The organism is Streptomyces sp. NPDC005566 (genome assembly GCF_040605575.1).
Lineage (GTDB): Bacteria > Actinomycetota > Actinomycetes > Streptomycetales > Streptomycetaceae > Streptomyces.
Map to the genome: position 1 here is coordinate 1 of NZ_JBEXDB010000025.1, position 26,355 is coordinate 26,355.

Genomic DNA, 26,355 nt, shown 5'->3' on the forward strand with positions numbered 1-26,355 from the left:
CCAGGGTCAGGTCATCGGCGAAGTGCCGGTCGCCGGTGGCGTCGGGCACGTACTTCACACAGACAACGATCCTCAAGCTCACGCCGGCTCTCCTACTGCATCGTCTTTTCTGGGCTGCCTTGTTGCACGCAGCATAGGCGCCTTATCGGGCGGTTTCCGGTCGGGGCGACCGATGCTCCGGTGAAAATATTACTCGCCAGTACACCCATTGGTTTACCCATAAGCAAGCGCTTGGAACTGTGACGTTGCCAACGCGGTCCGCTCATGTGCCGCATGCGGGTTCTCAGTCTCGCAGAGCGGTGAATCGGCCCTGGTGGTAGACCAGCGGGCGGCCACCTCCGGAGGGATCTCCGAGCACCGCCTGAGCGATGACAATGCGATGATCCCCGGCCGGGATCCGGGCCACCACTCGGCACACGAGCCAGGCGACCACACCGTCGAGCAGGGGCACGCCTTCCGGCCCGCTGCGCCAGCCGGTGGACGGGCCGAACCGGTCGGCGCCGCTGCGCGCGAACGTGGCGGCCAGTTCCCGCTGTTCCTCGCCGAGTATGTGCACGCCGATGTGCTCGGCCTCGGCCACCACGGGCCAGCTGGAGGACCCGGTACCCACACCGAAGGAGATGAGGGGCGGCTCGGCGGCAACGGAGTTGAGCGAGGTGGCCGTGAAGCCGACCGGGCGCTCGCCGGCCGCGGTGATCACGGCGACACCGGCGGCGTGCTGCCGGAAGACCGAGCGGAGAAGATCGGGCGTTGCCGTCCGGGGGGTGCCGAGATCGGGCGAGGCCGTCATGGGAATGTCCTTCTGCGAGGGGATGTACGGGGGCCGTGGGTTCTCAGGCACCCGGACAGCGCGCACTGGCATGGCGTACGAGGTCCACGTGGACCCGGCCGTAGAGAAGGAGTGCTGGCGGCATAGCGTCAGACTGACGATGCGTGGCGTGTGCAGTCAAGTGCGTCCCGCCATGTGGGAGATGCGTCACGGTCCGTCACAACGCCCGCCCCAGAGCCGCGACGACGTCGGCGGTCCGCGGCTGCCCCGCAGCCCTGCGGACGATCCTGCCCGCCGCGTCGAGCACCAGGACGGTGGGCGTGCGATCGACGCCGAGTCTGCGTACGAGCGTGAGATGCGCCTCGGCGTCGATCTCGATGTGCGCCACGCCGTCGACCATCCCCGCCACCTCGGCCAGCGTGCGCCGAGTGGCCCGGCAGGGCTGACAGAACGCGCTGGAGAACTGCACGAGAGTCGCCCGATCCCCCAGTTCCGCGCCGAGTTGGGCAGCGTCCAAGGTCTCGGCAGCCGTCTGCCCGTCCATCCGCGTCCTCCTTCTCAGAGCTCTGCGCAAAGGGTCAGCACCGTACGGCCTCCTAACATTCCCGGAGGTTTCACGTGACGAGAATCTCGCGCGCCGGGCCCTTTGGGGCTGGCCACGGCGTCGCACATGGGGCACGATCGCCACAATGCCGATTACCTACGGCTGCGTAACTTCCGCCGGGAGAACCCACCCCAGGCACTGAAGAAGGGTCTTCATCCAGATGGCAGAACTCGTCTATCGGCCGGTCATCGGCGCCGCTCGTACGCTGTTCAAGGCGCTCGACCTGAAGATCGACACCCAGGGTTCGGAGCACATCCCGAAGACCGGTGGCGCCGTACTGGTCAGCAACCACATCAGCTATCTGGACTTCATCTTCACCGGACTCGGCGCCCTCCCGCAAAAGCGGCTCGTCCGCTTCATGGCGAAGGAGTCGGTCTTCCGGCACAAGGTCTCCGGCCCGCTGATGCGCGGCATGAAGCACATCCCCGTCGACCGCAAACAGGGCGAGGACGCCTACGCGCACGCGCTCGCCTCCCTGCGGTCCGGCGAGATCGTCGGTGTGTTCCCCGAGGCGACGATCTCCCAGTCCTTCACCCTGAAGAGCTTCAAGTCGGGTGCCGCGCGGCTGGCCCAGGAGGCCGGCGTGCCGCTGATCCCGATGGCACTGTGGGGCACGCAGCGGCTGTGGACCAAGGGCCGCCCGCGCAACTTCCGGCGCAGCCACATCCCGGTCACCATCCGGGTGGGCGAGCCCGTGGAGGCGCCCGCCGACCAGTACGCGGGCGCGATCTCCCGCCGGCTGCGGGAGCGCGTGCAGGAGCTCCTGGAAGCGGCGCAGCGCGCCTATCCGGTGCGCCCCAAGGACGCGAGCGACACCTGGTGGGTTCCGGCGCACCTCGGCGGTACGGCTCCGACGCCCGCCGAGGTCCGCGAGCTCGGCTGACGGGCCGGCCGGCACCGAATCGTCACGCCGGTTCGTGGAGGGTGAGGCGTACCCCGGGGCTCAGTTTCTCGAGGGACTCGGCGAGTTCGGTGGCTGCGGCCCCGAGCTCGCCGGGCGTCACGGGGGCGAGCCCTTCCAGCAGGAAGAGGGCGTTCACCGATTCCTCGGTCAGCCGTGTGCGCACGCCCTGACGCCAGTTCCAGCGGCGGCAGGTGACGGCCTCGTCGTCGCACCAGACCACCTCGCCGGGCTCGGGGTGCTCCACGGCGTCCTCGCCGCCGGCGACGGTGGGGAAGGGCTCCGACCCCGTGGCGCGCACGAGCCGCATGGCACCGCCGATGCGGTCCAGGTCCTCGCCGCCGACAGGGATCAGGTGGGCGACGCTGATCGCGTTGTAGAGGTCGACCAGCAGATTGATCCGGGGCAGTCCGGCCTCGGTGAGCGCGCGCCTGGCCAGCGCCTCGGCGGAGTTGCGGGTGCGTGAGGGCTTGGCGCCGAAGGCCGTGTAGGTCTCGCGCCAGGCAGCGATGTGCGGGTCCTCATGCGGCGCCCGGCCGCCGAGCCGCTCGACCAGCCTGCGGGTCGCGTCGTCCAGCAGCGCCGAACTGTCCTCGTTGCTGGGCCCGTTGACCAGACCGTGCGCCTCGACGGCGACATGGGTGAAGCCCGGGGCCAGGCTGCGCACTTCGTCGGTAACCGTGATCGTCTGGGCCATCGTCCGCCTCGCTCCGGCGCGTTGCGGGCACACGTCCGGGCGTTCCGGAACCACCGCACGCGGTACGGAACAGCGTACTGGACAGTCCATTGCACTGAACTTCCGCGTGCGCCCGCCGGACACAGCGACGCGGCCGACCGGGCGCCCGTGGCACTCCGGTCGGCCGCATCCCCTGCGACTACGTGGACATCTCGTCCTTGAGCGCGAGGACGAACGCGTCGACGTCCTCTTCCCTGGTGTCGAAGGCACACATCCAGCGGACGTCTCCGGCCTTCTCGTCCCAGAAGTAGAACCGGAAGCGCTTCTGCAGCCGTTCGCTCACCTCGTGCGGCAGCCGGGCGAAGACGGCGTTGGCCTGGACGGGATAGAGGATCTCCACGCCGTCCACCGAGCGGACCCCCTCGGCGAGGCGCTGAGCCATGGCGTTGGAGTGCCGGGCGTTGCGCAGCCAGAGGTCTCGGGCGAGCAGCGCCTCGAGCTGGACGGAGACGAAGCGCATCTTGGAGGCCAGCTGCATCGACAGCTTGCGAAGGTGCTTCATCGCCCGGACGGAGTCCGGGTCCAGAACGATGACCGCCTCGCCGAAGAGAGCGCCGTTCTTGGTGCCCCCGAAGGAGAGGACGTCGACGCCGACCGTGTTGGTGAACGTGCGCATCGGCACGTCCAGCGACGCGGCGGCGTTGGCTATCCGGGCTCCGTCGAGGTGGACCTTCATGCCCCGCTCGTGGGCGTGATCGCAGATGGCCCGGATCTCGGCCGGTGTGTAGACCGTACCGAGTTCGGTGTTCTGGGTGATCGACACGACCTGCGGCATCGCCCGGTGCTCGTCGTCCCAGCCGTAAGCCTGGCGGTCGATGAGCTCCGGCGTCAGTTTGCCGTCCGGGGTCGGGACGGTGAGCAGCTTCAGTCCGCCCATCCGCTCCGGCGCTCCGCCCTCGTCCACGTTGATGTGGGCGGACTCGGCGCAGATCACCGCGCCCCAGCGGTCGGTCATGGCCTGGAGCGCGACCACGTTGGCTCCGGTGCCGTTGAACACCGGGAACGCCTCGGCGGTCGGGCCGAAGTGGCTGTGAATGACCCGCTGGAGGTGCCCGGTGTAGTCGTCCTCACCGTAGGCGACCTGATGGCCGCCGTTGGCGAGGGCGAGGGCGGCGAGGATCTCCGGGTGCGCGCCCGCGTAGTTGTCACTGGCGAAACCGCGTATCTGCGGATCGTGGTGACGTCGCGCATCGGTCCTTACGGTTGCGGGGTCAGCCACAGACGCTTTCCGTTCACTTCTCCGGCGGGCATGTCCCAGACGCCGGCGATGGCATCGGCCAGCTCCTCGACGTCGGTGAAGCCCGCAAATTTCGCATTCGGGCGCTCGGCGCGCATCGCGTCGTGCACCAGTGCCTTGACGACCAGGATCGCAGCAGCCGAGGTCGGGCCGGCGTCGCCCCCCGCCTTACGGAAGGCGTCGCCCAGAGCGAGCGTCCAGGCCTCCGCCGCGGCCTTCGCGGCGGCGTAGGCCGCGTTGCCCTCCGTGGGCTTGCTGGCTCCCGCAGCGCTGACCAGTACGTACCGGCCGCGGTCACTGCGCTGCAGGACGTCCTGGAACGCGAGAGAGGTCGACTGAACCGTGCGGATCAGCAGCTTCTCGAGGAAGTCCCAGTCGGCGAGAGACGTCTCGGCGAAGGTGGCACCACCACGCCAGCCCCCGACGAGATGGACGAGGCCGTCGATCCGGCCGAACTCCTTCTCCGTCTTGTCCACCCACTCGCGCGCGGCAGCCACGTCGAGCAGATCGACGATGTCTCCCGTGACGGTCGCGCCACCGTGCGCGTACCGCGCGGCGTCGACCGCCTCGGCGAGCCGCTCCGGGTGGGAGTCGGACGCCACCACCGTCGCGCCCGCTTCGGCGAGCCTCAGCAGTGTGGCCCGGCCGGCGGCCCCCGCCGCTCCGGCCACCGCGATCACCGCGCCGTCGAGCACACCGCTGCCCTCGTTCTTGCCTGTTCCGTTCATGGCCACCGACTCCTCAGAACGCGCGTTCACGCAGCTGCCCGCTCGGCATCCGTCGCCGTGATCCCCTTGGTGGAGGCGATCACGTGCTTCAGCTTCTTGGAAAGCGCCTCATAGAACATGCTCAGGGGAAACTCGTCCGGAAGCACGTCGTCGACGAGCTTCCGAGGCGGCTGGGTCAGGTCCAGGGCGTCCGGACCCTTGGCCCAGCGGGAGCCGGGGTGCGGGGCGAGATAGGTGGAGACAAGGTCGTATGCGGCGAACCAGTGCACCAGCTTGGGGCGGTCGATGCCGTCGCGGTAGAGCTTTTCGATCTCACCGCAGAGCTGGTTGGTGACCTGCGGGGCGCGGGCCCAGTCGATCTTCAGAGTGTTGTCGGTCCAGCGGACCACGTCGTGCTTGTGGAGGTACGCGAAGAGGAGCTGGCCGCCGAGGCCGTCGTAGTTGCGCACACGCTCGCCCGTGACGGGGAAGCGGAACATCCGGTCGAACAGCACCGCGAACTGCACGTCCCGGCCCTGGCCGAAGCCGTCGGCCTCCAGGTTCACCGCCTCCCTGAAGGCGGTGAGGTCGCACCGCAGCTCCTCCAGCCCGTACATCCAGAACGGCTGGCGCTGCTTGATCATGAAGGGGTCGAACGGCAGGTCGCCGTGGCTGTGGGTGCGGTCGTGGACCATGTCCCAGAGCACGAATGCCTGCTCGCAGCGCTTCTGGTCGCCGAGCATCTCGCGGATGTCGTCGGGCAGCTCGACACCCAGGAGCTCGACGGAGGCCTCGGTGACGCGACGGAAGCGGGCCGCCTCCCGGTCACAGAAGATGCCTCCCCAGCTGAACCGCTCGGGCGCCTCGCGCACGGCGATGGTCTCGGGGAAGAGCACGGCGGAGTTGGTGTCGTAACCCGAGGTGAAGTCCTCGAAGGCGATGCCGCAGAACAGCGGGTTGTCGTAGCGGGTGGCCTCGAGGTCGGCGAGCCACTCGGGCCAGACCATGCGCAGCACGACCGCTTCGAGGTTGCGGTCCGGGTTGCCGTTCTGCGTGTACATCGCGAAGACGACCAGGTGCTGGAGTCCGTCGGCGCGGTTCTTGGCGGGCTGGAAGGCGAGGAGCGAGTCGAGGAAGTCCGGAACGCCGAAGCCGTCGGCGGCCCAGCGGCGCAGGTCCTGCACGAGGGCGCGGTGGTAGGCGGCGTCGTACGGGAGCAGGGGGGAGAGCTCCTCGACCGCGGTGATCACGCGCTCCAGCGTGGCGGCGGCCGCGTCCGTGGAGGGGGCTCCCGCGGCCGCGAAGTCGATGGAGCCGTCCTTCGACTGCCAGGGGCGGATCTCTTCCACGGCACTCTTGAGCACGGGCCAGGCCGGGTGCTCGACAACCCGCGGGGCAGCAGCTATCGCACCGGTGGCGGTGGCGTGCTCAAGAATTTCCGTCATAACACTTCCTTCACAGAAGAACCTCGCGTGGAGCAACGGTAACCACGCGCGGCCACTTCGAACAAGTCGGATCCAGAAAATTATCCTGCGATCCCTCATCATCACCGTTATTTTTCCTGCCACACATCCGCTGGACAACTTCTTCCGCCGGGCAGGCAGGACATTCGCCTTCCTGCGCGCGAGACCTGGTTCCCTGGGGTATGAGCAGCACGCGGGGGCCGACGACGGACGGAAGCGGGATTGCCTTGACTTTTCTCACCATCGGTCACCGCGGAGTCATGGGTGTCGAGCCGGAGAACACGCTGCGCTCCTTCGTGCACGCGGAGCAGGCCGGCATGGACGCCATCGAACTGGATCTCCACCTGAGCAAGGACGGCGCCCTCGCCGTCATGCACGACGCCGCGGTGGACCGCACGACGGACGGCAGGGGGCTGATCGCCGAGAAGACGCTGGCAGAGCTCCGCGAGCTCGACGCCGGACAGGGTGAGCGGGTACCCGTCTTCGAGGAGGTGCTCGACGCGGTCGGCTCACCCCTGCAGGCGGAGATCAAGGACGCGGCCGCGGCGCGGGCGCTCGCCGAGGTGATGCTGCGGCGCGATCTCGTCGGCCGGGTCGAGGTGTCGTCGTTCCACGACGAGGCGGTCGCCGAGATCGCGCAGCTGGTACCGGCGGTGCGGACGGTGCTCATCGCGAGCCACTGGGGTGGAGACGTGATCGGACGCGCCCGCGCGGTGGGCGCGTCCACGCTGGCCCTGAACATCCGCCGCACCACGCTGGAGGTCGTCGAGCAGGCGCACGCGGAGGGTCTGAAGGTGATCGGCTGGGTGGTGAACACCCAGGACCATCTGCGTCTGGTGCGCGGCCTGGGCCTGGACGGAGCGACGACCGACTATCCGGAGATCCGCCGGGCGGGCCGCTTCACCGCCTGAGCCCTGGAGAGGTCTACAGCTCCTTGACGAGCAACTCGAACGCGAGGTCGTCGCGCTGCGGGATGCCGAAGCGCTCGTCGCCGTACGGGAAGGGGGTCAGCTCTCCCGTACGGCGGTAGCCCCGGCGCTCGTACCAGGCGATCAGCTCCTCGCGTACCGAGATCACCGTCATGTGCATCTCGGTCACACCCCAGCTCTCGCGGACCATGCGCTCCGCCTCGGCGATGATGACCTTGCCGAGGCCGGCGCCCTGGAGGCCGGGCCTCACAGCGAACATGCCGAAGTAGGCGGCCTTGCCCCGGTGCTCGAGCTGGCAGCAGGCGACGAGGTCGCCGTCCCGCTCGGCCACCAGGAGTCGCCCCGAGGTCGCCGTGACCACCTCGCGCACCCCGTCCGCGTCGGTCCGCTGCCCTTGGAGGATGTCCGCCTCCGTGGTCCATCCGGTCCGGCTCGAGTCGCCGCGGTAGGCGGACTGGATGAGCTGTACGAGGGCCGGCACATCGTCCTCGGTCGCGTCGCGGAAGGTCAGCTGTGCCCGGTCAGGGGACGGTGCGATGTCCATGGTGGCGTTTCTCCGTTTGTCTGCTGGCGACGGTGCCGTCCGAGACTAACCCGGCCGTTGGCCGCCCCCTGCAGGCCCTGGCGCGCTCCCTCAGTACCCCAATGCGCCCCGGTAGGACGACCCGGCGCTGGGCAACGAGTAGGTGACACCGGCGTTCACCGTAGGGGGAGGTCCACCGTGCACGGACCGGCGCTGGCCGGCTGGCTGTTGATGGTGCTGTGCGGGGCCACGGGGGCGTACTGCCTGCTGCGTACGCGCAGCGGAACGAGGGAGGAGCGCCGGACGGCGCGCGCGGAGGGACTGATGGGTTTCGGCATGGCCGCCATGGCCGTGCCCGCGGCCGTGTTCACCCTGCCCGGCTGGACCTGGGCGGTGTATGCGGTGCTGTTCGGCGGGGCGGCTCTGCGCGTGCTCGTCTCGGCCCCGTACCGCGCTCACCATCTGCACCACCTGGTCGGTTCGCTCGCCATGGTCTACATGGCGGTGGCGATGGCACCAGGCGCGGGCCAGGGCGTGCGCGGAGGGCATATGGATCACGGAGCCACCGGATCCGCGGCGTCGGCCGGAGGCATACCCCTGCTGACCGGGGTGCTGCTGGCGTACTACGCCCTGTACGTCCTGAGTTCTGCGGGACGGCTGATCCCGGTGACCGCGGCCGCCGGCCCGGGCGGGGCGGGCGGTCCGGCGGGCCCCGGCCGGGCGTCGCGCCCCGAGCTCGCTCTGGCCTGCAGGCTGACCATGGGGATAGGCATGTTCGCGATGCTGCTCACCCTGTGAGACAGCGGGCCCGTTGCGCCGTGTCGTGCGTCACTTGGCGTGCGCTGCCATATCCGCGGGTACCGAGGCCCTCGTAGGGTGACGCCCATGCTGGTCTCCCTCGTGCTGCTGGCCCTCGGTGCACTGACTGCCGTCGTGACTCCGCGCCTGATGGCCCGGGCACAGTGGCCGGAGCGCGAGCCGGTCGTGGCGCTGTGGGTCTGGCAGTGCGTGGTTGCCGGGGTTCTGCTCTCCTTCGGGCTCTCCATGACGCTCAGTGCGGCCGCCGCCTGGCAGGCGGTACGCGGACAGGTCTTCGCGCCTGCCCCCCGCGCGGTGGTGGAGGCCTATGCGCTCGCCGCCTACGGGCCCTGGTCGGCCGTCATCGCGGTGCTGCTGGCGCTCGGCGGCCTCTGGACCGTGGCCATGCTCGTACGGGAGATCCACCGGGCGCGGCAGCGGCGCAGGCGGCGCCGGAGCGAACTGCTCGTCCGTTCCCCGCTGATGCCCGGCGAGGAGCCCGGCAGCGGCCCTCTGGTGGTGCTGGAGGGCGAGCGTCCGGATGCCTGGTGGCTGCCTGGTGCGGCGCCTCAACTGGTCATCACCACGGCTGCTCTCGGTCGGCTGAAAGGCCGTCAGCTCGATGCCGTACTGGCTCATGAGCAGGGCCACGCGCAGGCCCGCCACGACTGGCTCCTGCACTGCTCGGTCGCGCTGGCGACCGGATTCCCGCAGGTGCCGGTGTTCGCGGCGTTCCGTGACGAGATGCACCGGCTGGTCGAACTGGCTGCGGACGACGTGGCGTCCCGGCGCTTCGGGCGGCTCACGATCGCCCTGGCCCTGGTCGAACTCAACGAGGACCGCGGAGTGTTCGGCCCGTGCCCGACCCCGGACGCGCAAGTGCCGCTGCGGGTGAATCGGTTGCTCGCCCCGGTGGAGCGGCTCACCGCGGGCCGTCGGCTGCGGCTGACCGCGGCTGCCGCCCTGGTGCCGGTCGTACCGCTGTTGGTGGCCTTCGTTCCGGGACTCAGCGCACTGGGATGAGTGGGTTTCACCCCACGTCCGCGAGGATCGACCCCATGCGCTCCTCTTCCCGGCCCCCGCACACCGAAGCCGGCCTTCCGACGACCGGAGTCATCTGCGCGGCCCTGGCCGCTGTGCTGCTGACCTTGGTCGCGGTGCGCTGGTCGCCCCTGATGTCACTGGACCGAACGCTCGCCGATGCCCTGCACCGCAGAGCGGTGACCGAGCCCGGGCTCGTCCAGGTCAACCGGGTGCTGACGGACTGGGTATGGGACCCCTGGACGATGCGCGCTCTGATCGCTGTCGCCGTGGTCGCCCTGTGGTGGCGCGGGGCGAGGTTGCTCGCCGTGTGGGTAGCCGCGACAAGTGCGCTCGCCACCGCGGTTCAGCAGGGGCTGAAGGCCGCCCTGGGCCGCGAGCGCCCCCAGTGGCCCGACCCGGTGGATTCGGCGAACTACGCGGCCTTTCCGTCGGGCCACGCGATGACGGCGGTCGTGACCTGCGGACTGCTGCTGTGGCTGCTGCGCCTCCACGGCGCGGGACCGGGGCTGTGGCGTACAGCACTGACGGTGTCGGGGGTCTCCGTGGTGGGAGTGGCTGTCACACGGCTCTATCTGGGGGTGCACTGGTTGACCGATGTCCTGGGCGGCCTGCTGCTGGGCGCCGCCGTGGTCGCGTTCTCGTCAACCGGTTACACGGCGCTCCGGCGACACATCGACCGGGACGCGGCCTTGTCCCGCCGCCCCTGAGACGGCGAGGATCAGGACCATGGCCGTCAAGGGTGTGCTCTTCGACTTCTCCGGGACCCTTTTCCGTATCGAGTCGGTCGCCTCGTGGCTGCGCGCCGTCCTCGACGCACGGGGCACGAGGGTGGGACGGGCCGACTTCGAGCGGTACGTACAGCGTCTGACAGCTGCCGGGGCACTGCCGGGCGGCCCTCATCCGCAGCGGATCCCGCCGCACCTCACGGCGGCCTGGACCGATCGTGACAGGAGCGCGGAACTGCACAGGCAGGCGTACACCGGTCTGGCCCGCCGGGCCGAGCTCCCGGATCCCAGCCTGTGCGACGCGTTGTACGACCGTCATATGGCGCCCGAGGCATGGCGCCCTTACCCCGATGCGGTGGAGGTGCTCCGGGAGCTGCGGCACAACGGCATCGCGGTCGGCGTGGTCAGCAACATCGGCTGGGATCTGCGGCCCGTCTTCCGGGCGCACGGCCTGGACGGGCTGGTCGACGTGTACGTCCTGTCCTACGAGCACGGCATCCAGAAGCCGGATCCCCGTCTGTTCCGGACCGCATGCACGCTGCTGGGACGTGATCCGTCGGACGTGGTCATGGTCGGCGACGACCGGCGCGCGGACGGGGGCGCGGCGGCACTGGGCTGTGACGTGCGTTTCGTGGAGCACCTCCCCGTGCGGGAGCGGCCGGACGGGCTCCGTGCGCTCGGGCTGGTGGCACTCACGGACGGGCGACCGGATCCGCACGCTTCGTGAAGGCTTCCGGGAGGAGGTGTGAGGGATGTCCTGTCGCCGATGGGGCTGATTGCCGGACAGGGGCCTTAGCCTGGACGCATGTCCCCGTATCCGAACACGTCCGGTTCCGTGCGTTCCGCCTCCGTGGTCAACGAAGAGATTCGTGACCTGTGGCAGCGCTCGGGCGGACTGCTGTCCCCGGACGACGAGACGGAGTACCAGAGCCTGCTGGTGGAATGGGCCGCAGCGGCGGGTACGAGCGTGCGGGCGGCTGCCTGAGAGCGTCCGGTGTGACACGGACCCCGGGTCTGTGGCGCCGCGCCCGTCCGGCTCCCGCGGTATGGCTGGGTCCTCTGATTCCGGCGATCCCCCGCGTCGCCGGATCCAGGGGTACAGCATGTCTCCGCGTGGCTCGTCGGTCAATGGAATTGGGTGTGCCCCGCCGGGTGTGAGCCACCCGGCGGGGCACCAGCGTTTCGTGCGGGAGATACGGCCGGGTCAGCGGTCGAAGTAGTCCGGCTGCGTCTGCACGTTGAGCTCGTGCATCCGCACCTTCTTCGCCGGGTCCGTCCGCCGGTCGTCGAGCCTCAGCACGTCGAAGCCCTTGGCGATGTCGTTGGAGTAGATGTAGCCGTTGTAGTAGTAGGCCGACCAGGGACCGGCGGTGGTGACCGCCGCGGTCGAGACGGGACCGCGCTCGAAGAACGCGATCTCCTTCGGCTTCGACGAGTTGGTGAAGTCCCATACGGAGACGCCACCCTGGTACCACGCCTGGACCATCAGGTCGCGGCCCTTGACCGGGATGATCGACCCGTTGTGGGCGACACAGACCTCGGTCTCGGCCTGCGGGCGGTCGATCTTGAAGTAGCTGCGGAAGACCAGCTTGCGGTGGTCGCCCCTGCCGATGATGTCGTAGATGCCGTCGGCTCCGCGGTTCGGACCGACCTCGTCGTTGCAGGTGGCCGCGCCGCCTCCGCCGAGCTCATCGGTGAAGACGACCTTGTCGGCCCCCTGGTTGAAGGTCGCCGAGTGCCAGAACGCGAAGTTCACGTTGTCCTGTACACGGTCGATGATCTTCGGGTTCTCGGGGTCCTCGATGGAGAACAGCAGACCGTCCCCCATGCAGGCGCCGGCCGCCAGGTCCTTCGACGGAAGGACGGTGATGTCGTGGCAGCCGGTGGTCTTGGAGACACCCGGGTTGTCCGGAGCGCCCGGGTTCCCGCCATCCGGGAAGAGGATCGGGAAGTTGACGATCCGGGACTTCTCAGGAGCGTTGCGCGGCACCTTGATGACGGAGATCCCGTCGTGCGGCGGCTGACAGTCCGGGAACGTCTCGTTGGGCGAGTACGAGGAGACGTACACGTAGACGTTCCTGCGCTCGGGGACGATCGTGTGGGTGTGCGAACCACATGCGGTCTCGACTGCGGCGACGTACTCCGGGTTGCGCTTGTCGCTGATGTCGAAGACCTTCATGCCCTCCCACGAGGACTTCTCCGTGGCGGGCTGGGTGGTGCTGGCGCACGAGTTGTCACTGCGCGAGGAGTCGGTGGACAGGAAGAGCAGGTCCCCGGAGACCGAGATGTCGTTCTGCGAACCGGGGCACAGGACCTGCGCGACGGTCCTCGGGCTCTTCGGGTTGCTGATGTCGAAGATGCGGAAGCCGTCGTAGTTGCCGGCGAAGGCGTACTTCCCCTGGAAGACCAGGTCCGTGTTCGTGCCCTTCAGAGCGTCCTTCGGGACGTTCACGACGTGAGTGATGTTGTCGCTGTGGACGATCTCGTCCACGCCGGGTATCTCGCCGCTCTTGATCGCGGCCCTGGCTTCGGCCTGCTGGCTCACGGAGACACCGCTGCCGGTGGCAGCCTTGTCACCGGGGTCGGGTGTCGCGGCCGCGGGTCCGGCCGTGAACAGCGTGGCGATCAGTCCGGCCGCGGCTGCCGCCACACCCAGACGTCTGCGCCGCACTCTGGTGGTGTGCAACGAGGTCACTGCGTCCTCCCTTGTGGCCGTTCATGGTTGAACGGTTCGTGAACCCTGGCAGTATCGTCCCTTGCGTGTACACACCAACAGATGGCAACAGAGACGTAATGAAAGTTTTTGATCTTTGCCCTGTGGAAGGTGTGAGACGGTCTGCAAACACACCCATGTGGCACAGGAGGTCGCCGTGTTGATCCGCTGTCGGACCCCGCGCGTACGCGCAACGGCTCTCGCGGCGACGCTCGCGGTCGCCGTACTCGCCCTGGGGGCCTGCGATTCCGGAAGCAATGACAAGGAGACGAACTCCGCGTCGGACAAGGGGCTTTCGGTAGTGGCTCCCGGAAAGCCGGGCGAGCCTGCACGGACGCTGTCCGCCGAGGAAGCGGTGAAGGCCGCCGGGGACGACACCCCCAACTCCGCAGACTTCCGCTATGCCGAGCTGATGATCGCGCACCACGAGCAGGCCCTGGTCCTCACCGCTCTGGTCTCCGGACGGGGTGCCTCGCCATCTGTCGAACGGCTCGCCGAACGCATATCGGCAGGTCAGAAACCTGAGATCGGCGCGATGGAAGGCTGGCTGAAAAACAACGGCGGAGACAAGCGCACCGAGTCACACGATCACTCCGCCATGCCCGGCATGGCGACCGACGACCAGCTGGAGAAGCTGCGCGCGGCACGGGGCAAGGCCTTCGACGCGCTGTTCCTCGACCTGATGATCACCCACCACCAGGGTGCGATCACGATGGCGACGGAGGCTCTCGCCGACGGCAACAACGTCGTCGTCGAGGAGATGGCCACCGATGTCGTCGCCCAGCAGACCGTGGAGATCGACCGGATGCGCAAGCTGATGACCTGACGGCCCCGGGCAAACCGGACCCCGCGTGCCTCTCCCCCGTTCCGCGCCGCGGTGCGATGCTGGAGGCATCCTGCGGGAAGAGGTGCACCGTGCTCCGTGTCGCCGTCGTCGGTTCGGGCCCCAGCGGGGTCTATACGGCCCAGGCCCTGCTGCAACAGTCGCGGGTGCCGGATGTGCGGGTCCACGTACTGGACCGGCTGCCCACCCCGTACGGCCTGGTCCGCTACGGGGTCGCCCCCGACCACGAGAAGATCAAGTCGCTCCAGAACAGTCTCCGGGCGGTCCTGGAGGACGACCGGATCACCTTCGTCGGTCATGTCGAGGTGGGCGGCGGGGGCGGGCTGTCACCTGCCCGGCTCAAGGAGCTGTACCACGCGGTGGTCTACTGCGTCGGAGCGGCGGCCGACCGCCCGCTCGCCGTTCCCGGCGAGGACTTGCCGGGGAGCTTCTCCGCGACCGAGTTCGTCTCCTGGTACAGCGCGCACCCGGACACGGCCGCCGACGGCTTCACGCTCGGGTCACGCTCGGCCGTGGTGATCGGCGTCGGCAACGTCGCGGTCGACGTGGCCCGGATCCTGGCCCGCGGCGCGGCGGAGCTGCGTTCCACCGATGTGCCCCCGGCAGCCCTGGACGCACTCGCGGCGAGCCGGGTCCGCGAGGTCCACATCGCGGGCAGGCGGGGCCCCTCCCAGGCGAGGTTCACCACGAAGGAACTGCGCGAACTCGGTGCACTGCCGCGCGCACGGATGGTCGTGGACGGTGCGGAGCTGGCACGTGACCCTGCTTACGCCGCCCCGGCGGGCGCGCCCGGGACGCCGCCGCTGCCCGCCGTGGTGCGGCGGAACCTGGAGGTGCTGCGCGGGTGGTCCGCGGATCCGCCGCCCCTGGCGAGCGACCGTGAGCGCCGCATCCGGCTGCGCTTCTTCCTGCGCCCGGTCGAGCTGCTGGAGAGGGGCGGACGGGTGGCGGGTGTGCGGTTCGCACGGACGGCCCCGGACGGTGCCGGCGGTGTGCGGGATACCGGCGCCTACGAGGACATCGAGGCCCAGCTCGTGCTGCGGGCCGTGGGCTACCGAGGAACCCCGCTGCCCGGCCTGCCGTTCGACCCGGCGCGGAGCACGGTGCCTCATCTGGCGGGCCGGGTGCTGCGGGACGGGGTCGCGTCGCCCGGGGAGTACGTCGCCGGGTGGATCAAGCGAGGCCCGACGGGAGTGATCGGTTCGAACAGATCGTGCGCCAAGGAGACGGTCGCCTCCCTGATCGACGACGCGCCGCTGCTCACGGAAAGGGCGGTGGCGGCCGATCCGCTGGGCGCCCTGCGGGACTGGGGGCTGCGGCCGGTGGAGTGGAGCGGCTGGCTGTCGATCGAGCGGGCGGAGGCCGCGCTGGGCCGCTCGCTCGGACGCGGACGGGTGAAGATCCCCGACTGGCCCGGACTGCTCGACGCGGCACGGGGCGACGGCCCTTATTGATCGTTTCAGAATGACTCCGGCCGAGAGCAGCACTCCCGTTGGCACTTGGGCAGCTGAGTTGGCATCTTGGCCCATGGCCGTACGCATGCGGCCTGAGCAACAGAAGCAAATCCGGACCGGTCGGACGTAGGAGTGGGTGGATGGGCACGGATGCGGAGCGGGAGTGCTGGGAGCTGCGGTCGGGAGCCGGCGTGGGTCCGTTGCAGTTCGGGATGTCTCCAGCCGAGGTCGCCCAAGCACTCTTGGTCCCTGGACCGCAGGAACGGGTTGGCGGTCCGTATGCGCAGGAGGACTTCCCGGATGGGGTCAAAGCGTTCTACGACGCGGGTAAGCTCGCCTGCGTTGCGCTGGATGCCGTCACCGGTCCGCAGGTCTTCCTGTCTGGCTTCCCGCTGGCAGGAAGCGATCCGGAGCAGGGCCAGCAGTTCCTGCTGGACCACGCTGCGGAGCATGGGAACTGGGTGCTCTACACGCCTGATGACTCACTTTCCCTGACTGACCTCGGGGTTCTTCTGCGCTCGCAGCCGGTCGGGGCAGCGCGCCTGACACGTCCGCTCTTCGTGAAGGAGGAGTGGTTGGAGTCGCAGTACTACCGAGACCACCTTCCGCTGGAGGGCGTCGCAGGCTGAGCGCTCGATCCGGCGAACCACGCCAGACCCTGCGCTCAAATCACGATGAGATGCCGCGGGACTTGCACTCGACGATCTTGGTCGGGAAGGTGTCCGGGTGCGTGCTGATCTTGTTCCGGACGACCTGTGGGAGCGGGTGGCCCCCTTGCTGCCACCCGCTCCCGAACGACGCCACCGACATCCCGGGCGGTTGCGTGTTCCTGACCGAACGGCACTCGCTGGCGTCCTGTTCGTGCTGCGGACCGGTGTCGCCTGGCGGGATGTCCCCGCGGAGACCGTGGGCTGTTCCGGCGTGACGGCCTGGCGCCGGCTGCGGGACTGGACCGAAGCCGGTGTCTGGCCGCGCCTGCATGCTGCCCTGCTGGCCGAGCTTCGCCGCGCCGACCTGCTGGACCTGGACGACTGCTCCGTGGACGGATCGCACGTGCGGGCCCTCAAAGGGGGGAGCACGTTGGCCCCTCGCCGGTCGACCGTGCCCGTCCCGGCTCCAAGCACCACCTGATCGTCGACCGCCACGGAACCCCGCTCGCCGTGACGCTCACCGGCGGCAACCGGCACGACATCACCCAGCTCCTGCCCCTGCTCGACTCGGTTCCGCCGATTCGGGGAGCTCGGGGACGTCCCCGCCTCAAACCCAGGCGTCTGTACGCCGACCGTGGCTACGACTTCGACAAGTACCGCCGCTTGCTGTGGAAACGCGGCATCAAGCCCATGATCGCCCGACGGGGCGTCGCCCACGGCTCCGGACTGGGCAAGGTCCGCTGGGTGGTCGAGCGCGCATTCGCCTGGCTGCACCAGTTCAAACGGCTCCGCACCCGCTACGAACGCCGCGCCGATCTCCACCAGGGGTTGCTCGACCTGGCCTGCAGCCTCATCTGCCTCCGCCGCCTTCGGACCTCATTCTGAAACGATCAGTTAGACCCAATACCGGTGACTTTGAGTTGTGTTGATCGTTGGATGTGTTGTGCCAAGGCCTGGGCAGGTGAAGTCGTCGGGTGAGCGGTTGTCGGACCGGATCGCTTTGGGTGTGTTGACGCGGGTGTATCCACCCGAGCTGGTGGATGAGGTGATCGCGGATTGCGGGCGCCGGGAACAGCGTTCCCGGCTGCTGCCAGCCCGGGTGGTGGTGTACTTCGTGCTCGCGATGTGCCTGTTCTCGGGTCAGGGTTATGAGGAAGTGGCCCGGCTGCTGACGCAGGGGCTGGAACGTGTGCGGCTGTGGGAGAAGCCGTGGCAGGTTCCGACGACGGGGGCGATGGGCAGAGCCCGCAGACGGTTGGGGCCGGAGCCGTTGAAAGTCCTGTTCGCGCGGGTGTGCCGACCGGTGGCCGCCCCGGACACGGCTGGCTCCTGGTATCGCGGGTGGCGGTTGGTGGCCGTGGACGGCACTGTCTTCGATGTCCCGGACACCGAGGCGAACAGCACGTTCTTCGGCCGTCCCGGCGCCGGCCGGGGACAGCAGCGCAGTGCATATCCGCAGGTGAGGGTTGCCGCCCTGGTGGAGTGCGGGACGCATGCGGTGTTCGCCGCGGCGACCGGTCCGCTGTCGCTCCACGAACAACAGCTCATTCCCGCCCTGCTGGGCCGGCTCGAGCCGGGAACACTTCTCATGGCCGACCGCGGCATCACCGGCTTCGAGCTGTGGAAGGCCGCCTCAGGAACAGGTGCGGACCTGTTGTGGCGCGTCCGCAAGAACATCGTGCTCCCGTTCCTCGAAGCCTTCGAAGACGGCTCCTACCTGTCCGAGATCGTGGCCACCGGCGATGGTCACCGACGTGATCCGGCCCGGATCCGCGTCATCGAATACACCCTCGGCCGGGCCGGCGACGAGACGGTCTACCGGCTGATCACGACCATCTGCGACCCGGACCAGGCGCCGGCCAACGACCTTGCAGATCTCTACCACCAGCGGTGGGAGATCGAGAACACCCTGGACGAGATCAAGACCCACCAAGGTGGCCGCCAATTGGTGCTGCGATCGCAATACCCCGATGGCGTCGAGCAGGAAATCTACGGTTTCCTCCTCGTGCATCACGCGTTACGCGAAGTCATGCACCACACAGCTCTGCAAGCCGGCCTCGACCCCGACCGGCTGTCCTTCACCCGCACCCTTCGCATCGCCCGCCGCCACGTCACCGACCAAGCGGCACTTTCCCCCCTCACGACTCAGCCGAGCCCTGACACACACCGCCCATGAGCTGCTGGAACGACTCCTCCCGCCCCGCAGACAACGCTCCAACCCCCGCGTCATCAAACGCAAGATGAGTAACTGGCACCTCAAACACACCCACCACCGCAACCCACCCCAACCACCCACCAGAGCAATCACACTCGTCCCACCCACCAAGGCAACTAGCAGACGCCAGAAGACCGCCTAAATCACCGGTATTTCTTCTAGGTCCTGTCTGACAAAGGAATCTTGACGGCCCGTAAGTCAGCTGGGAATTGCGTCAGGTCGTGGGGCGGGAGCCTGGGGTGTGGCCGAAGGCGCGGCGGAATACATCGATGAAGGTGCTTGCTGACGACCAGCCGCAGCGGAGGGCGACGGTGGTGACGGGGGTGTTGTCGGCGAGGAGGATCAACGCGTGGTGGAGTCTGACCTGGGTGCGCCATTGGGGGTAGGTGAGGCCGAGGTCGTCGTGAAGGCGGCGGGAGAGTGTGCGGGCGCTGGCGCCGATCTGGCGGCCGATTTCGTCGAGGGAGCGGTTGTCCGCCGGGTCGGCGCGCAGGATGTCGTGCAGTTTCCGGAGCAGGGGGCTCGTGGGGGCCGGCAGGTGGAGCGGCTGCTCGGGGGAGATTCTGAGCTGGTCGAGCATGACGGCGCGCAGGCGCTGGTGGGGCGGGCTGGTGTCGTCGGGGGCGCGGGTGTAGGCGACGATCAGTTCGCGGAGGAGGGGGTTGACGGTCAGGACGGCCGGTGTGTCGAGGCCGAGGGGGTTGTCGGTGAGGGGCAGGCCGACGAGGTGGAGGTCGAGTTCGCCGTGGGCCTGGTGTTGGTGGACGGTGCCAGCGGGGATCCAGAGTGCGCGGGTGGCGGGGGCGATCCATGAGCCGGCGTTGGTGGTGACGGCGATGGCGCCCTGGCTGGCGTAGACGATCTGGTGGTCGTCGTGGCGGTGCGTGTCGATCTCGCCGCCGGACACGAGATGCTGGGTCCGGGTCGGCGCGACGGACTCGTGGCGTATTTCCTTCATCATCTGGCAATCTATCGAAAGCGGGACACCTGTCGCCTCTTCCAGCATGGACGGGTGCGAAGGAATACAACGATCACTCTGCTGTCCGTGGGGCATGCCTGCGTCGACGTCTACCAGGGCGCCGTCGCGGCGCTGATCCCGTTCTTTGTGGCCGACCGCCATTACAGCTACGCCGTCGCCTCCGGCATCGTGCTGGCGGCGTCCTTGCTGTCTTCGGTGGCCCAGCCGGTGTTCGGCGCGCTCACCGACCGGTGGGCGATGCCGTGGCTGCTGCCGGTCAGCACCCTGCTCAGCGGCATAGGCATCGCGCTGAGCGGCCTGAGCGGCTCCTACGGGCTCACTCTGATCTTCGTCGCGATCTCCGGAATCGGTGTCGCCGCCTACCATCCCGAGTCCGCCCGCGTGGCCCGGCTGGTCAGCCAGGGCAGCCACAGCGCGATGAGCTGGTTCTCCCTGGGCGGCAACATCGGCTTCGCGTTCGCCCCGATCATGGTGTCGGTCGCGATCGGTCACGGCTCCCTGAGCTGGACACCGGTACTGGTCCTGCCCGCCCTGGCCGGCGCCGCACTGTGCGTGCCGGTGATCCAGATGCTCGGCCGGCGTCAGGCCGGTGCCGCCAAGGCGGCGCCGGTCACCGGCCTCGACGACGTGGCCTCGTTCGTGAAACTGTCCCTGGCCGTGGTCTTCCGCTCCGTCGTCTTCACCGGACTGAGCACCTTCATCTCCCTCTACTCCCAGCAGCGCATGGGCAGCACCACCGCGGGGACCGTGGCCCTGTTCCTGCTGTTCCTGGGCGGCGCCGTCGGCTCGGTCCTCGGCGGCTCCCTGGCCAACCGCTACGACCGGGTCCATGTTTCCCGCTGGTCCTACCTGGTCTCGATCATCGCCGTCGCCGGAGTCATCTACACGCCCGGTCCGGCCCTGTTCTTCTTCGTGGCCCTCACCTCCGCCGGCCTGTACGTCCCCTTCTCTCTGCAGGTCACCCTCGGCCAGGACTACCTGCCCTCCCGCATCGGCACCGCCAGCGGCGTCACCCTCGGCCTCACCGTCAGCATCGGCGGCCTTATCAGCCCTCTGATCGGGCGTCTGGCCGACACCACGTCGCTGCAGACGGCCCTGACACCCCTGATCGCCATGCCCGCGCTGAGCTGGCTGCTCTTCCGCGCCCTGCCCGAGCCCACCACCCCCAAGCCCCAGCCCGCCGCACGGGCACAGCAAGACGCGTAACACCCGCACGGCCCATGACCACGCACGTGCCCCACCGGACCGACGAGGACTCGCCCGATCATGGACTCTGTGGTGCACCGGGGCGAGCCGACGAATGCCCCGTGGGGATGGATAGCCCCCTAGTACTCCAGCCGGACTTTGATGTTTTGCCTGGTCAACGGCTTGGGTGTGGGGATTGTAGCGGGGTGGTGGCGGGTGTAGGGCGGGTTTGCCGGGCCCGTCCCGCGAACGAGTGCCCGCGCCGTGTGTAGTGACATCGAGTTGGACAGCGACCATGGGTGACTGATGACGTACCCGCCAACGAGTGGGAACAGGAACTGGAAGAACTCTTTCTGCAGGTCGGGCACCGCTTCTCACGTGTTGAGCCGCGACGCCGAATGCGGGACTACGTCCGTGGTCTGCTCGGCCCGGTGGGCCGCAAGAACTCCTGGCAACTGGCCGAGTTCGCCGGGCACTCCACGCCGGACGGACTGCAGCACCTCCTGGCGAAAAGCCGGTGGGAGGCCGACGAGATCCGCAATGACCTGCAAAGTTACGTTTCCGAGAACCTCGGAGCCGACGACGGTGTCCTGATCATCGACGACACCGGCTTCGTCAAGAAGGGCGTCACTTCAGCCGGCGTGCAACGGCAGTACTCCGGCACCGCCGGCCGCACCGAGAACTGCCAGATCGGGGTCTTCGCCGCCTACGCCACCGCTCTGGGCCACGCCCTCGTCGACCGCGAGCTCTACCTGCCCAAGTCCTGGACCGAGGACCTCGAGCGCTGCCGCGCTGCCAAGATCCCCAGCGAACGTGGCTTCGCGACGAAGAACGACTTGGCCCGCATCATGGTCCTGCGAGCACTCGCCTCCCCGCTGCCCGTCGCCTGGGTCACCGCGGACGCCGCCTACGGGCAGGAGTCCCGCTTCCGTCGGTTCCTGGAAGACGCCGGCCTGTCCTACGTCATGGCCGTGCCCAAGTCCCAGCAGGTCCACGGCCCCCGCATCGACCACCTCATCGGCCAGGCCCCCGACGAGGCATGGCAGCGGCTCTCCTGCGGCGACGGCGCCAAAGGGCCCCGAATCTACGACTGGGCCGCCGCCCGACTGCCGGCCGTCTGGGAATTCGACGGCGACGAGCCCACCCGCCAGCGATGGATGCTCGCCCGACGCAGCATCACCAAGCCGGACGAGCTCACCTACTTCCTGGCCTCGGCACCCCTGCAGGCAACCCTTGCCGACCTGGTGCGGACCGCCGGCTGCCGCTGGAAGATCGAGGAGTGCTTCCAAAGCGCGAAGAACGAGTGCGGCCTGGATCAGTACGAAGTCCGCCGCTACACCGGCTGGCACCGGCACATCACCCTCGCCATGCTCGCCCACGCGTTCCTGGCCGTCACCGCCGCCCACGCGAAGGAAAAGGGGGAGCCGAGCGGGACACGCCCGACCTCGTGGACCTCACACCAGCCGAGATCCGCCATCTGCTGGCAGCTGCCCACCGACATCCTGCAGCACAGGGCAACCACGCAATGAACTGGTCACGATGGCGCCGCCGACACCAGGCCAGAGCCCGCCGATGTCACTACACACGGCGCGGGCACTCGTTCGCGGGACGGGCCCGGCAAACCCGCCCCACACCCGCCACCACCCCGCTACAATCCCCACACCCAAGCCGTTGACCAGGCAAAACATCAGAGTCCGGCTGGAGTACTAGGGCCTGTCTTCAAAGGCTCTTGATGAGGCATCATATGGTGCATGGTGCGGCGACATGAGCTCTCGGACGAAGAGTGGGATGTGCTGTCGGGGCTTCTCCCGCGGACGGATACGGGGCGGCCTCGGCGGGACGACCGGGTGGTGCTGAACGGGATCGTGTGGAAGCTGCGGACCGGTTCAGCCTGGCGTGACGTGCCGGAAAGGTATGGGTCCTGGCGGACGTTGTACACGCGTTTTCGCAGGTGGGCGCTCGACGGCACGTTCACGCGAATGCTTGAGGCGGTTCAGACGCAGAAGGATGCGGCTGGGGATATCGACTGGCTGGCGTCGGTGGACTCCACGATCACCCGCGCTCATCAGCACGCGGCCGGCGCCCGTAAGAAGGGGCAGGTCCCGCAGAAACGGCACACCATCACGCCCTCGGACGATCCCGTGGCGGACTGACCACCAAGATCCACCTTGCCTGCGACGGCCGAGGCCGCCCGCTGGGCTTCGTGGTCACAGGCGGCAACATCAACGACTGCACGCAGTTCGAGCAGGTCCTCGCGCGCATCAAGGTTCGCCGCCCAGGTCCAGGTCGACCGCGAACCCGGCCAGACCATCTTCTGGGCGACAAGGGATACAGCAGCCGGAGCATACGCAACTACCTGCGAAAACACGGCATTCCCCACACCATTCCGGAGCGCTCGGACCAGCAGGCGAACCGCCGCCGTCGCGGCCGCAACGGCGGCAGGCCTCCTGGTTTCGACAAGGAACGCTACAAACAGCGCAACGTCGTTGAGCGGTGCTTCAACGCGCTAAAGCAGTACCGCGCCATCGCCACCCGCTACGACAAAACCCGCGAATCCTACGAAGCAGCCCTCACCATCGCGTCTCTCCTGATGTGGATATAACCCTTTGAAGACAGCCCTAGTCCCGTGCTTCGCAGGTCGCTGATTCGGATGATCTGGCCGCCACCCCACAACAGAGAGAGTCCGGAGGGCATTTCCTGCGGGCTCCCAGCACAGGATCAAATGGCCAGCGCCACCACCCCGACCACCGCGAACGCGACACCGGCCAACAGGACAGAGCCCATCAGCAGGATGAGTACCGCACCCAACACGAGCCATCCCGTCGTACGGCGACCAACCATGGCGGTATCGGGGTTCACGGGGTCGTACGTGATCTCGGCCCGCTCGGCACCTCCGTCCGAGCTCTTGCACTCACGCCGTACGCCGTGACTGTCGACGTACGCGTAGTAATACAGCTTGCCACCTTCGTGCCAGTGGGTCCCCTGTAGCTCTCCCTCAACGGTGATTCCCCTGGTTCGCAACGCCCAGGGCTCCCGGAACACCTGCCACCCGGCTTGCATGCCCCCCCACCCCGCCAGCGATCAGGAGGGGGGCCACCGTCCAGAGGACCACCGGGGCCACCCCGTTAAAAGCGCCCTTCACCAGCAGCAGGACGAGCACCAGCAGGTACAGGCCCCCGAGGCCCCACCAGAGCAGACGGACCCGGTTCGGTGCCACCCGCTCCAGAGGCTTCTCGGTCACCAGCTCCACCCCGTTTGGCCGCGGCTCGTCGGCGTCCCGTACGGGCAGTGCACGGCGGACGGCCTGCGCGAACTCGTGCACGGCGGTGGCACTGCGGCACCTGAGGTGGTACGCCGCGGGCTCGTCGCCCGTCAGTACGACGGTTAGCCGCCGACCCCTGGTGCCGTGAACGTCGACTCGTTCTATCGCCGTCACCGGTATCCGGCGCCGCACGCAGTCCATCTCCAGCACCACCGCCCCGTCCCGCAGCCGGGCGGAGGCACGGCGTCTGCCGTGCAGCACCAGCGAGGACATCTCTGTCGAGGTCATGCGGGCACATTAGATGGCTAGCGGGTGGCTTCGATACCGAGCAGTTCAAGGAGATGGAGCTGCACGCCCCGGGTGATCTGCACCATCGGCGGATCGGTGACGGTGCCGATGCGCAAGGTGAGTTCGCCGAGGTGGTAGAGGATCATCCGTCCGGTGGGGCGGACCCGGCGGTTGTCCGGATAGAGACCGACCATGGTTCGTTGGGGGCCGAGTGCCCGTCTGACCTGACGCTCGATCAGGCAGAACACGAGCAGGGCCAGGCAGATCACCTGGATCAGGGCTGCGACGCGGCAATTGTGCTGAACGAACACCGGGGTGACCGCGAGCGGGCCCTTGAAGTCGTGGTAGCGCCGTTCGACCGTGTCCTGGCCTGTGTAGTGGATCAGGACCTGCGTGGGACCAGCCGTGGTGCGGGGGATGCCTGCCAGCAGCGCGTACCAACCGTCGACCGCGGCCTCGGCCTTCAGCGTCTCCTGGTCGAAGTGCCAGTGCAGGCGGGGGCCGTCGGCCTCGTCCTCGGTGATGTGCCAGTGCAGGTTTGAGACCACGCGGCGCCTGGCGGCGATCACACCGACCCGGGCAGCGATCTTCTCGCGGTTCTTGTAGTGCCGCCCGCCCGCCGAAGCAACGAGCTTGTCCAGCTCCGCGCTCGCCTTGGCCAGCCGGTTGGCCCGGGCCGGGCGCACTCACCACCGCCGCGCCGCACTCACCACGAGAACTCACCACGGCAGGTCAGAGGCCTGTGGCGTTCCACTTCGCCGAGCCCGGGCAGGGCTGCGCGTGTGCCCAGCCAGCCACTGCACCCGCGTGTCGCCGCACAGGCACCCGGCAGAGGGGACAAAGTGACAGTGGTTACGCGCTCAGCTTTCGCCGGCCAGCAGGCGAGCGCCGACCCACTGCGGCTTCCGGGAGCCACCCCCCACCCTCGCTCCCGGAAGCCACAGCATCCACCGCTGTCCTCCATCTCGCCTGGCGGCTGGAGAGCGACAGCAAGAGGCTTTGGCTTCCGGGCCCACGGGCCGCACCGCCTACGCAACCCGGAAGCCAAAGCACCGCACCACGACGCCACGAGCAACTGAACGCCCACCCGCACCCACTGGTGAAAGACGCCTGGGACCGTTGCAGGTCAGCCGCCGGGCCGGTCAGTCGGAGTTGACGACCTGGACCTCACGGACGTCCGCGGTGAATTCCATCTGCCGACTCTCGGTGAACGTCCCGCCGTCGTTAAAGCGCGGGGGCCGTCCACGCCACCGTCCAGGCCGCGGTCGCGGCGCCCCGATACCGGCCACCCGCCTGCTCGGCTGAGGGCCGCTCGTACAGGTGCCCGCAGTCCGGCGAGACCGCCTTTCCCCGCGACTTCGTGTACGGGGTGCCCGGGCCCCGGCAGGTGACCGTGGTGCCGTCGCCCATCGCCCACCCCACCGACGTCACCTTCGCCGTGGCGGTCCTTCGGACCCGCCAGACGCATCGAGGCCGCCGCCCGCCGCGCCACGACCTCCGGGTCAATGGTCGGAGCGGCCGGTCCGTCCTTACCGGTGGGGGTGAACAAACACGACGCCGCCCTGCCCGCTGTCGCACTGGACCTTGTAGACCGCACCGTCGTCCGGGTTGTGGCCCCTCCACGCCAGATGCCCCGGGGGCAGGGGCGGCGTCACCAGGTCGTAGAACTTATCCGTCGGGCCGCTACTCTCGCCACCGGCACCGGAACACCGGTACAGCCGTTGGCGCTGAGAACGATCATGATCCGGTCGGTACAAGTGCTCTAGTTAGGCGGCAGGTCCGGTCAAGCCAGACCTTGCCCCAGACACGTTGATGGTGGGCTCTTCGTCTGGTGTCTTGGCGAGCGGCACGCCACGGAGACAGAGAAGCACCAGTGCAGCGCATCCGCAGACGAGTGCGATGTCTGCGACGTTACCCACGAAAGCGCCGTAGTCGATGAAGTCCACGACATGTCCGCGGGCGAACGCAGGCTGGCGAAAGAGCCTGTCACCCAGGTGGGAGACCGCGCCGCCAAGCAGCGCGCCCAGCGCGAGGGCCCATCCGCGAGAGGCTAGTCGGCGTGCGGCGTAGAGGACGCCGCCCACTGCGCCCGCCGCCGCCAGGGCGAACAGCCATGTGGCGCCGGAGCCGATGGAGAACGCGGCGCCGGCGTTGTACAGCAGCCGGAAGCGGACAAGGCTTGGGACCACGGTCATGCTCTCGCCGGCGGAGAGCGCGGAGACCGCCCAGAACTTGGTGAGTTGATCGACAAGTAGGACTGCCGCCGCGAGCGTGAGCATCACGCTGTACAACCGGCCCGAATCCCGGCTCAAGCGCATCATTCACTGTC

Annotated in this window: 27 protein-coding genes and 2 pseudogenes; 15 read left to right on the forward strand and 14 right to left on the reverse strand. The window is 68.6% G+C overall.

The features are described 5' to 3' along the window. From ABZS61_RS30815 to ABZS61_RS30825, 3 genes and pseudogenes are all read right to left on the reverse strand, one after another. Nucleotides 1–82 (reverse strand): annotated as a pseudogene (locus ABZS61_RS30815) (electron transfer flavoprotein subunit beta); the annotation flags it as partial. A 201-nt stretch (nt 83–283) separates the two neighbouring features. Continuing rightward, on the reverse strand, nt 284–790 hold the full coding sequence (locus ABZS61_RS30820) for a flavin reductase family protein (RefSeq protein WP_356428462.1): 507 nt from the start codon (nt 788–790) through the stop codon (nt 284–286). A gap of 196 nt (nt 791–986) precedes the next feature. Then, nucleotides 987–1,313, reverse strand: coding sequence for a thioredoxin family protein (locus ABZS61_RS30825; RefSeq protein WP_356428465.1), 327 nt, complete (start codon nt 1,311–1,313; stop codon nt 987–989). 220 nt (nt 1,314–1,533) lie between these two features. On the opposite strand from ABZS61_RS30825, the gene ABZS61_RS30830 reads away from it, so the two are divergent. After that, nucleotides 1,534–2,256, forward strand: coding sequence for a lysophospholipid acyltransferase family protein (locus ABZS61_RS30830; RefSeq protein ID WP_356428468.1), 723 nt, complete (start codon nt 1,534–1,536; stop codon nt 2,254–2,256). A gap of 22 nt (nt 2,257–2,278) precedes the next feature. On the opposite strand, the gene ABZS61_RS30835 is transcribed toward ABZS61_RS30830, so the two are convergent. The 4 genes from ABZS61_RS30835 to ABZS61_RS30850 all read right to left on the reverse strand — a co-directional run bounded on the left by ABZS61_RS30835 (nt 2,279) and on the right by ABZS61_RS30850 (nt 6,399). After that, the gene (locus tag ABZS61_RS30835; protein ID WP_356428471.1) at nt 2,279–2,971 is read right to left on the reverse strand and encodes a phenylalanine--tRNA ligase beta subunit-related protein; all 693 of its coding nucleotides are present in this window, start codon (nt 2,969–2,971) and stop codon (nt 2,279–2,281) included. Between the two features lie 178 nt (nt 2,972–3,149). Then, complete coding sequence (locus ABZS61_RS30840) at nt 3,150–4,229, reverse strand: low specificity L-threonine aldolase (RefSeq protein ID WP_356428474.1); 1,080 nt, start codon at nt 4,227–4,229, stop codon at nt 3,150–3,152. Then, nucleotides 4,208–4,975 (reverse strand): SDR family oxidoreductase, encoded by a 768-nt coding sequence (locus ABZS61_RS30845; protein ID WP_356428477.1) that lies wholly within the window; start codon nt 4,973–4,975, stop codon nt 4,208–4,210. The genes ABZS61_RS30840 and ABZS61_RS30845 overlap by 22 nt, the downstream gene beginning before the upstream one ends. A gap of 26 nt (nt 4,976–5,001) precedes the next feature. Further along, nucleotides 5,002–6,399, reverse strand: a complete 1,398-nt coding sequence (locus tag ABZS61_RS30850; protein WP_356428481.1) for a DUF6421 family protein — start codon at nt 6,397–6,399, stop codon at nt 5,002–5,004. A 278-nt stretch (nt 6,400–6,677) separates the two neighbouring features. Here ABZS61_RS30850 and ABZS61_RS30855 point away from each other — a divergent pair, with 278 nt between their 5' ends. After that, complete coding sequence (locus ABZS61_RS30855) at nt 6,678–7,328, forward strand: glycerophosphodiester phosphodiesterase family protein (protein WP_356428663.1); 651 nt, start codon at nt 6,678–6,680, stop codon at nt 7,326–7,328. 13 nt (nt 7,329–7,341) lie between these two features. On the opposite strand, the gene ABZS61_RS30860 is transcribed toward ABZS61_RS30855, so the two are convergent. Beyond that, nucleotides 7,342–7,890: a GNAT family N-acetyltransferase gene (locus ABZS61_RS30860; protein WP_356428484.1), complete on the reverse strand. Its 549-nt coding sequence runs from the start codon at nt 7,888–7,890 to the stop codon at nt 7,342–7,344. A gap of 177 nt (nt 7,891–8,067) precedes the next feature. On the opposite strand from ABZS61_RS30860, the gene ABZS61_RS30865 reads away from it, so the two are divergent. The 5 genes from ABZS61_RS30865 (at nt 8,068) to ABZS61_RS30885 (ending at nt 11,421) form a co-directional block, all read left to right on the forward strand. Continuing rightward, on the forward strand, nt 8,068–8,667 hold the full coding sequence (locus tag ABZS61_RS30865) for a DUF5134 domain-containing protein (RefSeq protein WP_356428486.1): 600 nt from the start codon (nt 8,068–8,070) through the stop codon (nt 8,665–8,667). A gap of 87 nt (nt 8,668–8,754) precedes the next feature. Continuing rightward, complete coding sequence (locus ABZS61_RS30870; RefSeq protein ID WP_356428488.1) at nt 8,755–9,690, forward strand: M48 family metalloprotease; 936 nt, start codon at nt 8,755–8,757, stop codon at nt 9,688–9,690. A gap of 35 nt (nt 9,691–9,725) precedes the next feature. Further along, complete coding sequence (locus tag ABZS61_RS30875; protein ID WP_356428490.1) at nt 9,726–10,418, forward strand: phosphatase PAP2 family protein; 693 nt, start codon at nt 9,726–9,728, stop codon at nt 10,416–10,418. A gap of 19 nt (nt 10,419–10,437) precedes the next feature. Continuing rightward, entirely contained in the window at nt 10,438–11,163 is a 726-nt protein-coding gene (locus tag ABZS61_RS30880) for an HAD-IA family hydrolase (RefSeq protein WP_356428492.1), read from the forward strand. A 78-nt stretch (nt 11,164–11,241) separates the two neighbouring features. Next, nucleotides 11,242–11,421: a hypothetical protein gene (locus ABZS61_RS30885; RefSeq protein WP_356428494.1), complete on the forward strand. Its 180-nt coding sequence runs from the start codon at nt 11,242–11,244 to the stop codon at nt 11,419–11,421. 219 nt (nt 11,422–11,640) lie between these two features. Here the strand turns inward: ABZS61_RS30885 and ABZS61_RS30890 are convergent, their stop codons facing one another. Beyond that, complete coding sequence (locus tag ABZS61_RS30890; RefSeq protein WP_356428496.1) at nt 11,641–13,131, reverse strand: hypothetical protein; 1,491 nt, start codon at nt 13,129–13,131, stop codon at nt 11,641–11,643. A 157-nt stretch (nt 13,132–13,288) separates the two neighbouring features. Here ABZS61_RS30890 and ABZS61_RS30895 point away from each other — a divergent pair, with 157 nt between their 5' ends. The 5 genes from ABZS61_RS30895 to ABZS61_RS30915 all read left to right on the forward strand — a co-directional run bounded on the left by ABZS61_RS30895 (nt 13,289) and on the right by ABZS61_RS30915 (nt 18,273). Further along, nucleotides 13,289–13,975, forward strand: coding sequence for a DUF305 domain-containing protein (locus ABZS61_RS30895; protein ID WP_356428498.1), 687 nt, complete (start codon nt 13,289–13,291; stop codon nt 13,973–13,975). An 89-nt stretch (nt 13,976–14,064) separates the two neighbouring features. Further along, nucleotides 14,065–15,447 (forward strand): FAD-dependent oxidoreductase, encoded by a 1,383-nt coding sequence (locus tag ABZS61_RS30900; protein WP_356428500.1) that lies wholly within the window; start codon nt 14,065–14,067, stop codon nt 15,445–15,447. A gap of 140 nt (nt 15,448–15,587) precedes the next feature. Continuing rightward, complete coding sequence (locus tag ABZS61_RS30905) at nt 15,588–16,076, forward strand: hypothetical protein (RefSeq protein ID WP_356428503.1); 489 nt, start codon at nt 15,588–15,590, stop codon at nt 16,074–16,076. 97 nt (nt 16,077–16,173) lie between these two features. Next, nucleotides 16,174–16,982 (forward strand): IS5 family transposase gene (locus ABZS61_RS30910; protein WP_356428506.1). Its coding sequence is split into 2 segments (ribosomal slippage): nt 16,174–16,513 and nt 16,513–16,982, totalling 810 coding nucleotides; the frame shifts between segments, so codons are not numbered across the junction. A gap of 58 nt (nt 16,983–17,040) precedes the next feature. Then, the gene (locus ABZS61_RS30915) at nt 17,041–18,273 is read left to right on the forward strand and encodes an IS4 family transposase (protein WP_356428666.1); all 1,233 of its coding nucleotides are present in this window, start codon (nt 17,041–17,043) and stop codon (nt 18,271–18,273) included. 253 nt (nt 18,274–18,526) lie between these two features. Here the strand turns inward: ABZS61_RS30915 and ABZS61_RS30920 are convergent, their stop codons facing one another. After that, nucleotides 18,527–19,270: a helix-turn-helix transcriptional regulator gene (locus tag ABZS61_RS30920; RefSeq protein WP_356428509.1), complete on the reverse strand. Its 744-nt coding sequence runs from the start codon at nt 19,268–19,270 to the stop codon at nt 18,527–18,529. 54 nt (nt 19,271–19,324) lie between these two features. Between ABZS61_RS30920 and ABZS61_RS30925 the strand changes: the two genes are divergently transcribed. The 3 genes and pseudogenes from ABZS61_RS30925 (at nt 19,325) to ABZS61_RS30935 (ending at nt 23,078) form a co-directional block, all read left to right on the forward strand. Next, nucleotides 19,325–20,497 carry an MFS transporter gene (locus ABZS61_RS30925; RefSeq protein WP_356428512.1) on the forward strand — a complete coding sequence of 391 codons (1,173 nt, stop codon included), beginning with the start codon at nt 19,325–19,327 and terminating at the stop codon, nt 20,495–20,497. 317 nt (nt 20,498–20,814) lie between these two features. Further along, nucleotides 20,815–22,005 carry an IS701 family transposase gene (locus ABZS61_RS30930; protein ID WP_356428669.1) on the forward strand — a complete coding sequence of 397 codons (1,191 nt, stop codon included), beginning with the start codon at nt 20,815–20,817 and terminating at the stop codon, nt 22,003–22,005. A gap of 222 nt (nt 22,006–22,227) precedes the next feature. After that, nucleotides 22,228–23,078, forward strand: a pseudogene (locus ABZS61_RS30935) (IS5 family transposase). Between the two features lie 116 nt (nt 23,079–23,194). Here the strand turns inward: ABZS61_RS30935 and ABZS61_RS30940 are convergent. The 4 genes from ABZS61_RS30940 to ABZS61_RS30955 all read right to left on the reverse strand — a co-directional run bounded on the left by ABZS61_RS30940 (nt 23,195) and on the right by ABZS61_RS30955 (nt 26,347). Next, entirely contained in the window at nt 23,195–23,497 is a 303-nt protein-coding gene (locus ABZS61_RS30940; RefSeq protein ID WP_356428515.1) for a hypothetical protein, read from the reverse strand. Then, nucleotides 23,472–24,026, reverse strand: coding sequence for a hypothetical protein (locus ABZS61_RS30945; protein ID WP_356428518.1), 555 nt, complete (start codon nt 24,024–24,026; stop codon nt 23,472–23,474). Before ABZS61_RS30945 ends, ABZS61_RS30940 begins: the two co-directional genes overlap by 26 nt. 17 nt (nt 24,027–24,043) lie before the next feature. Next, nucleotides 24,044–24,712 carry a hypothetical protein gene (locus ABZS61_RS30950; protein WP_356428520.1) on the reverse strand — a complete coding sequence of 223 codons (669 nt, stop codon included), beginning with the start codon at nt 24,710–24,712 and terminating at the stop codon, nt 24,044–24,046. Nucleotides 24,713–25,792: 1,080 nt separating this feature from the next. After that, nucleotides 25,793–26,347, reverse strand: a complete 555-nt coding sequence (locus tag ABZS61_RS30955) for a signal peptidase II (RefSeq protein WP_356428523.1) — start codon at nt 26,345–26,347, stop codon at nt 25,793–25,795. Between the last annotated feature and the right edge of the window lie 8 nt (nt 26,348–26,355).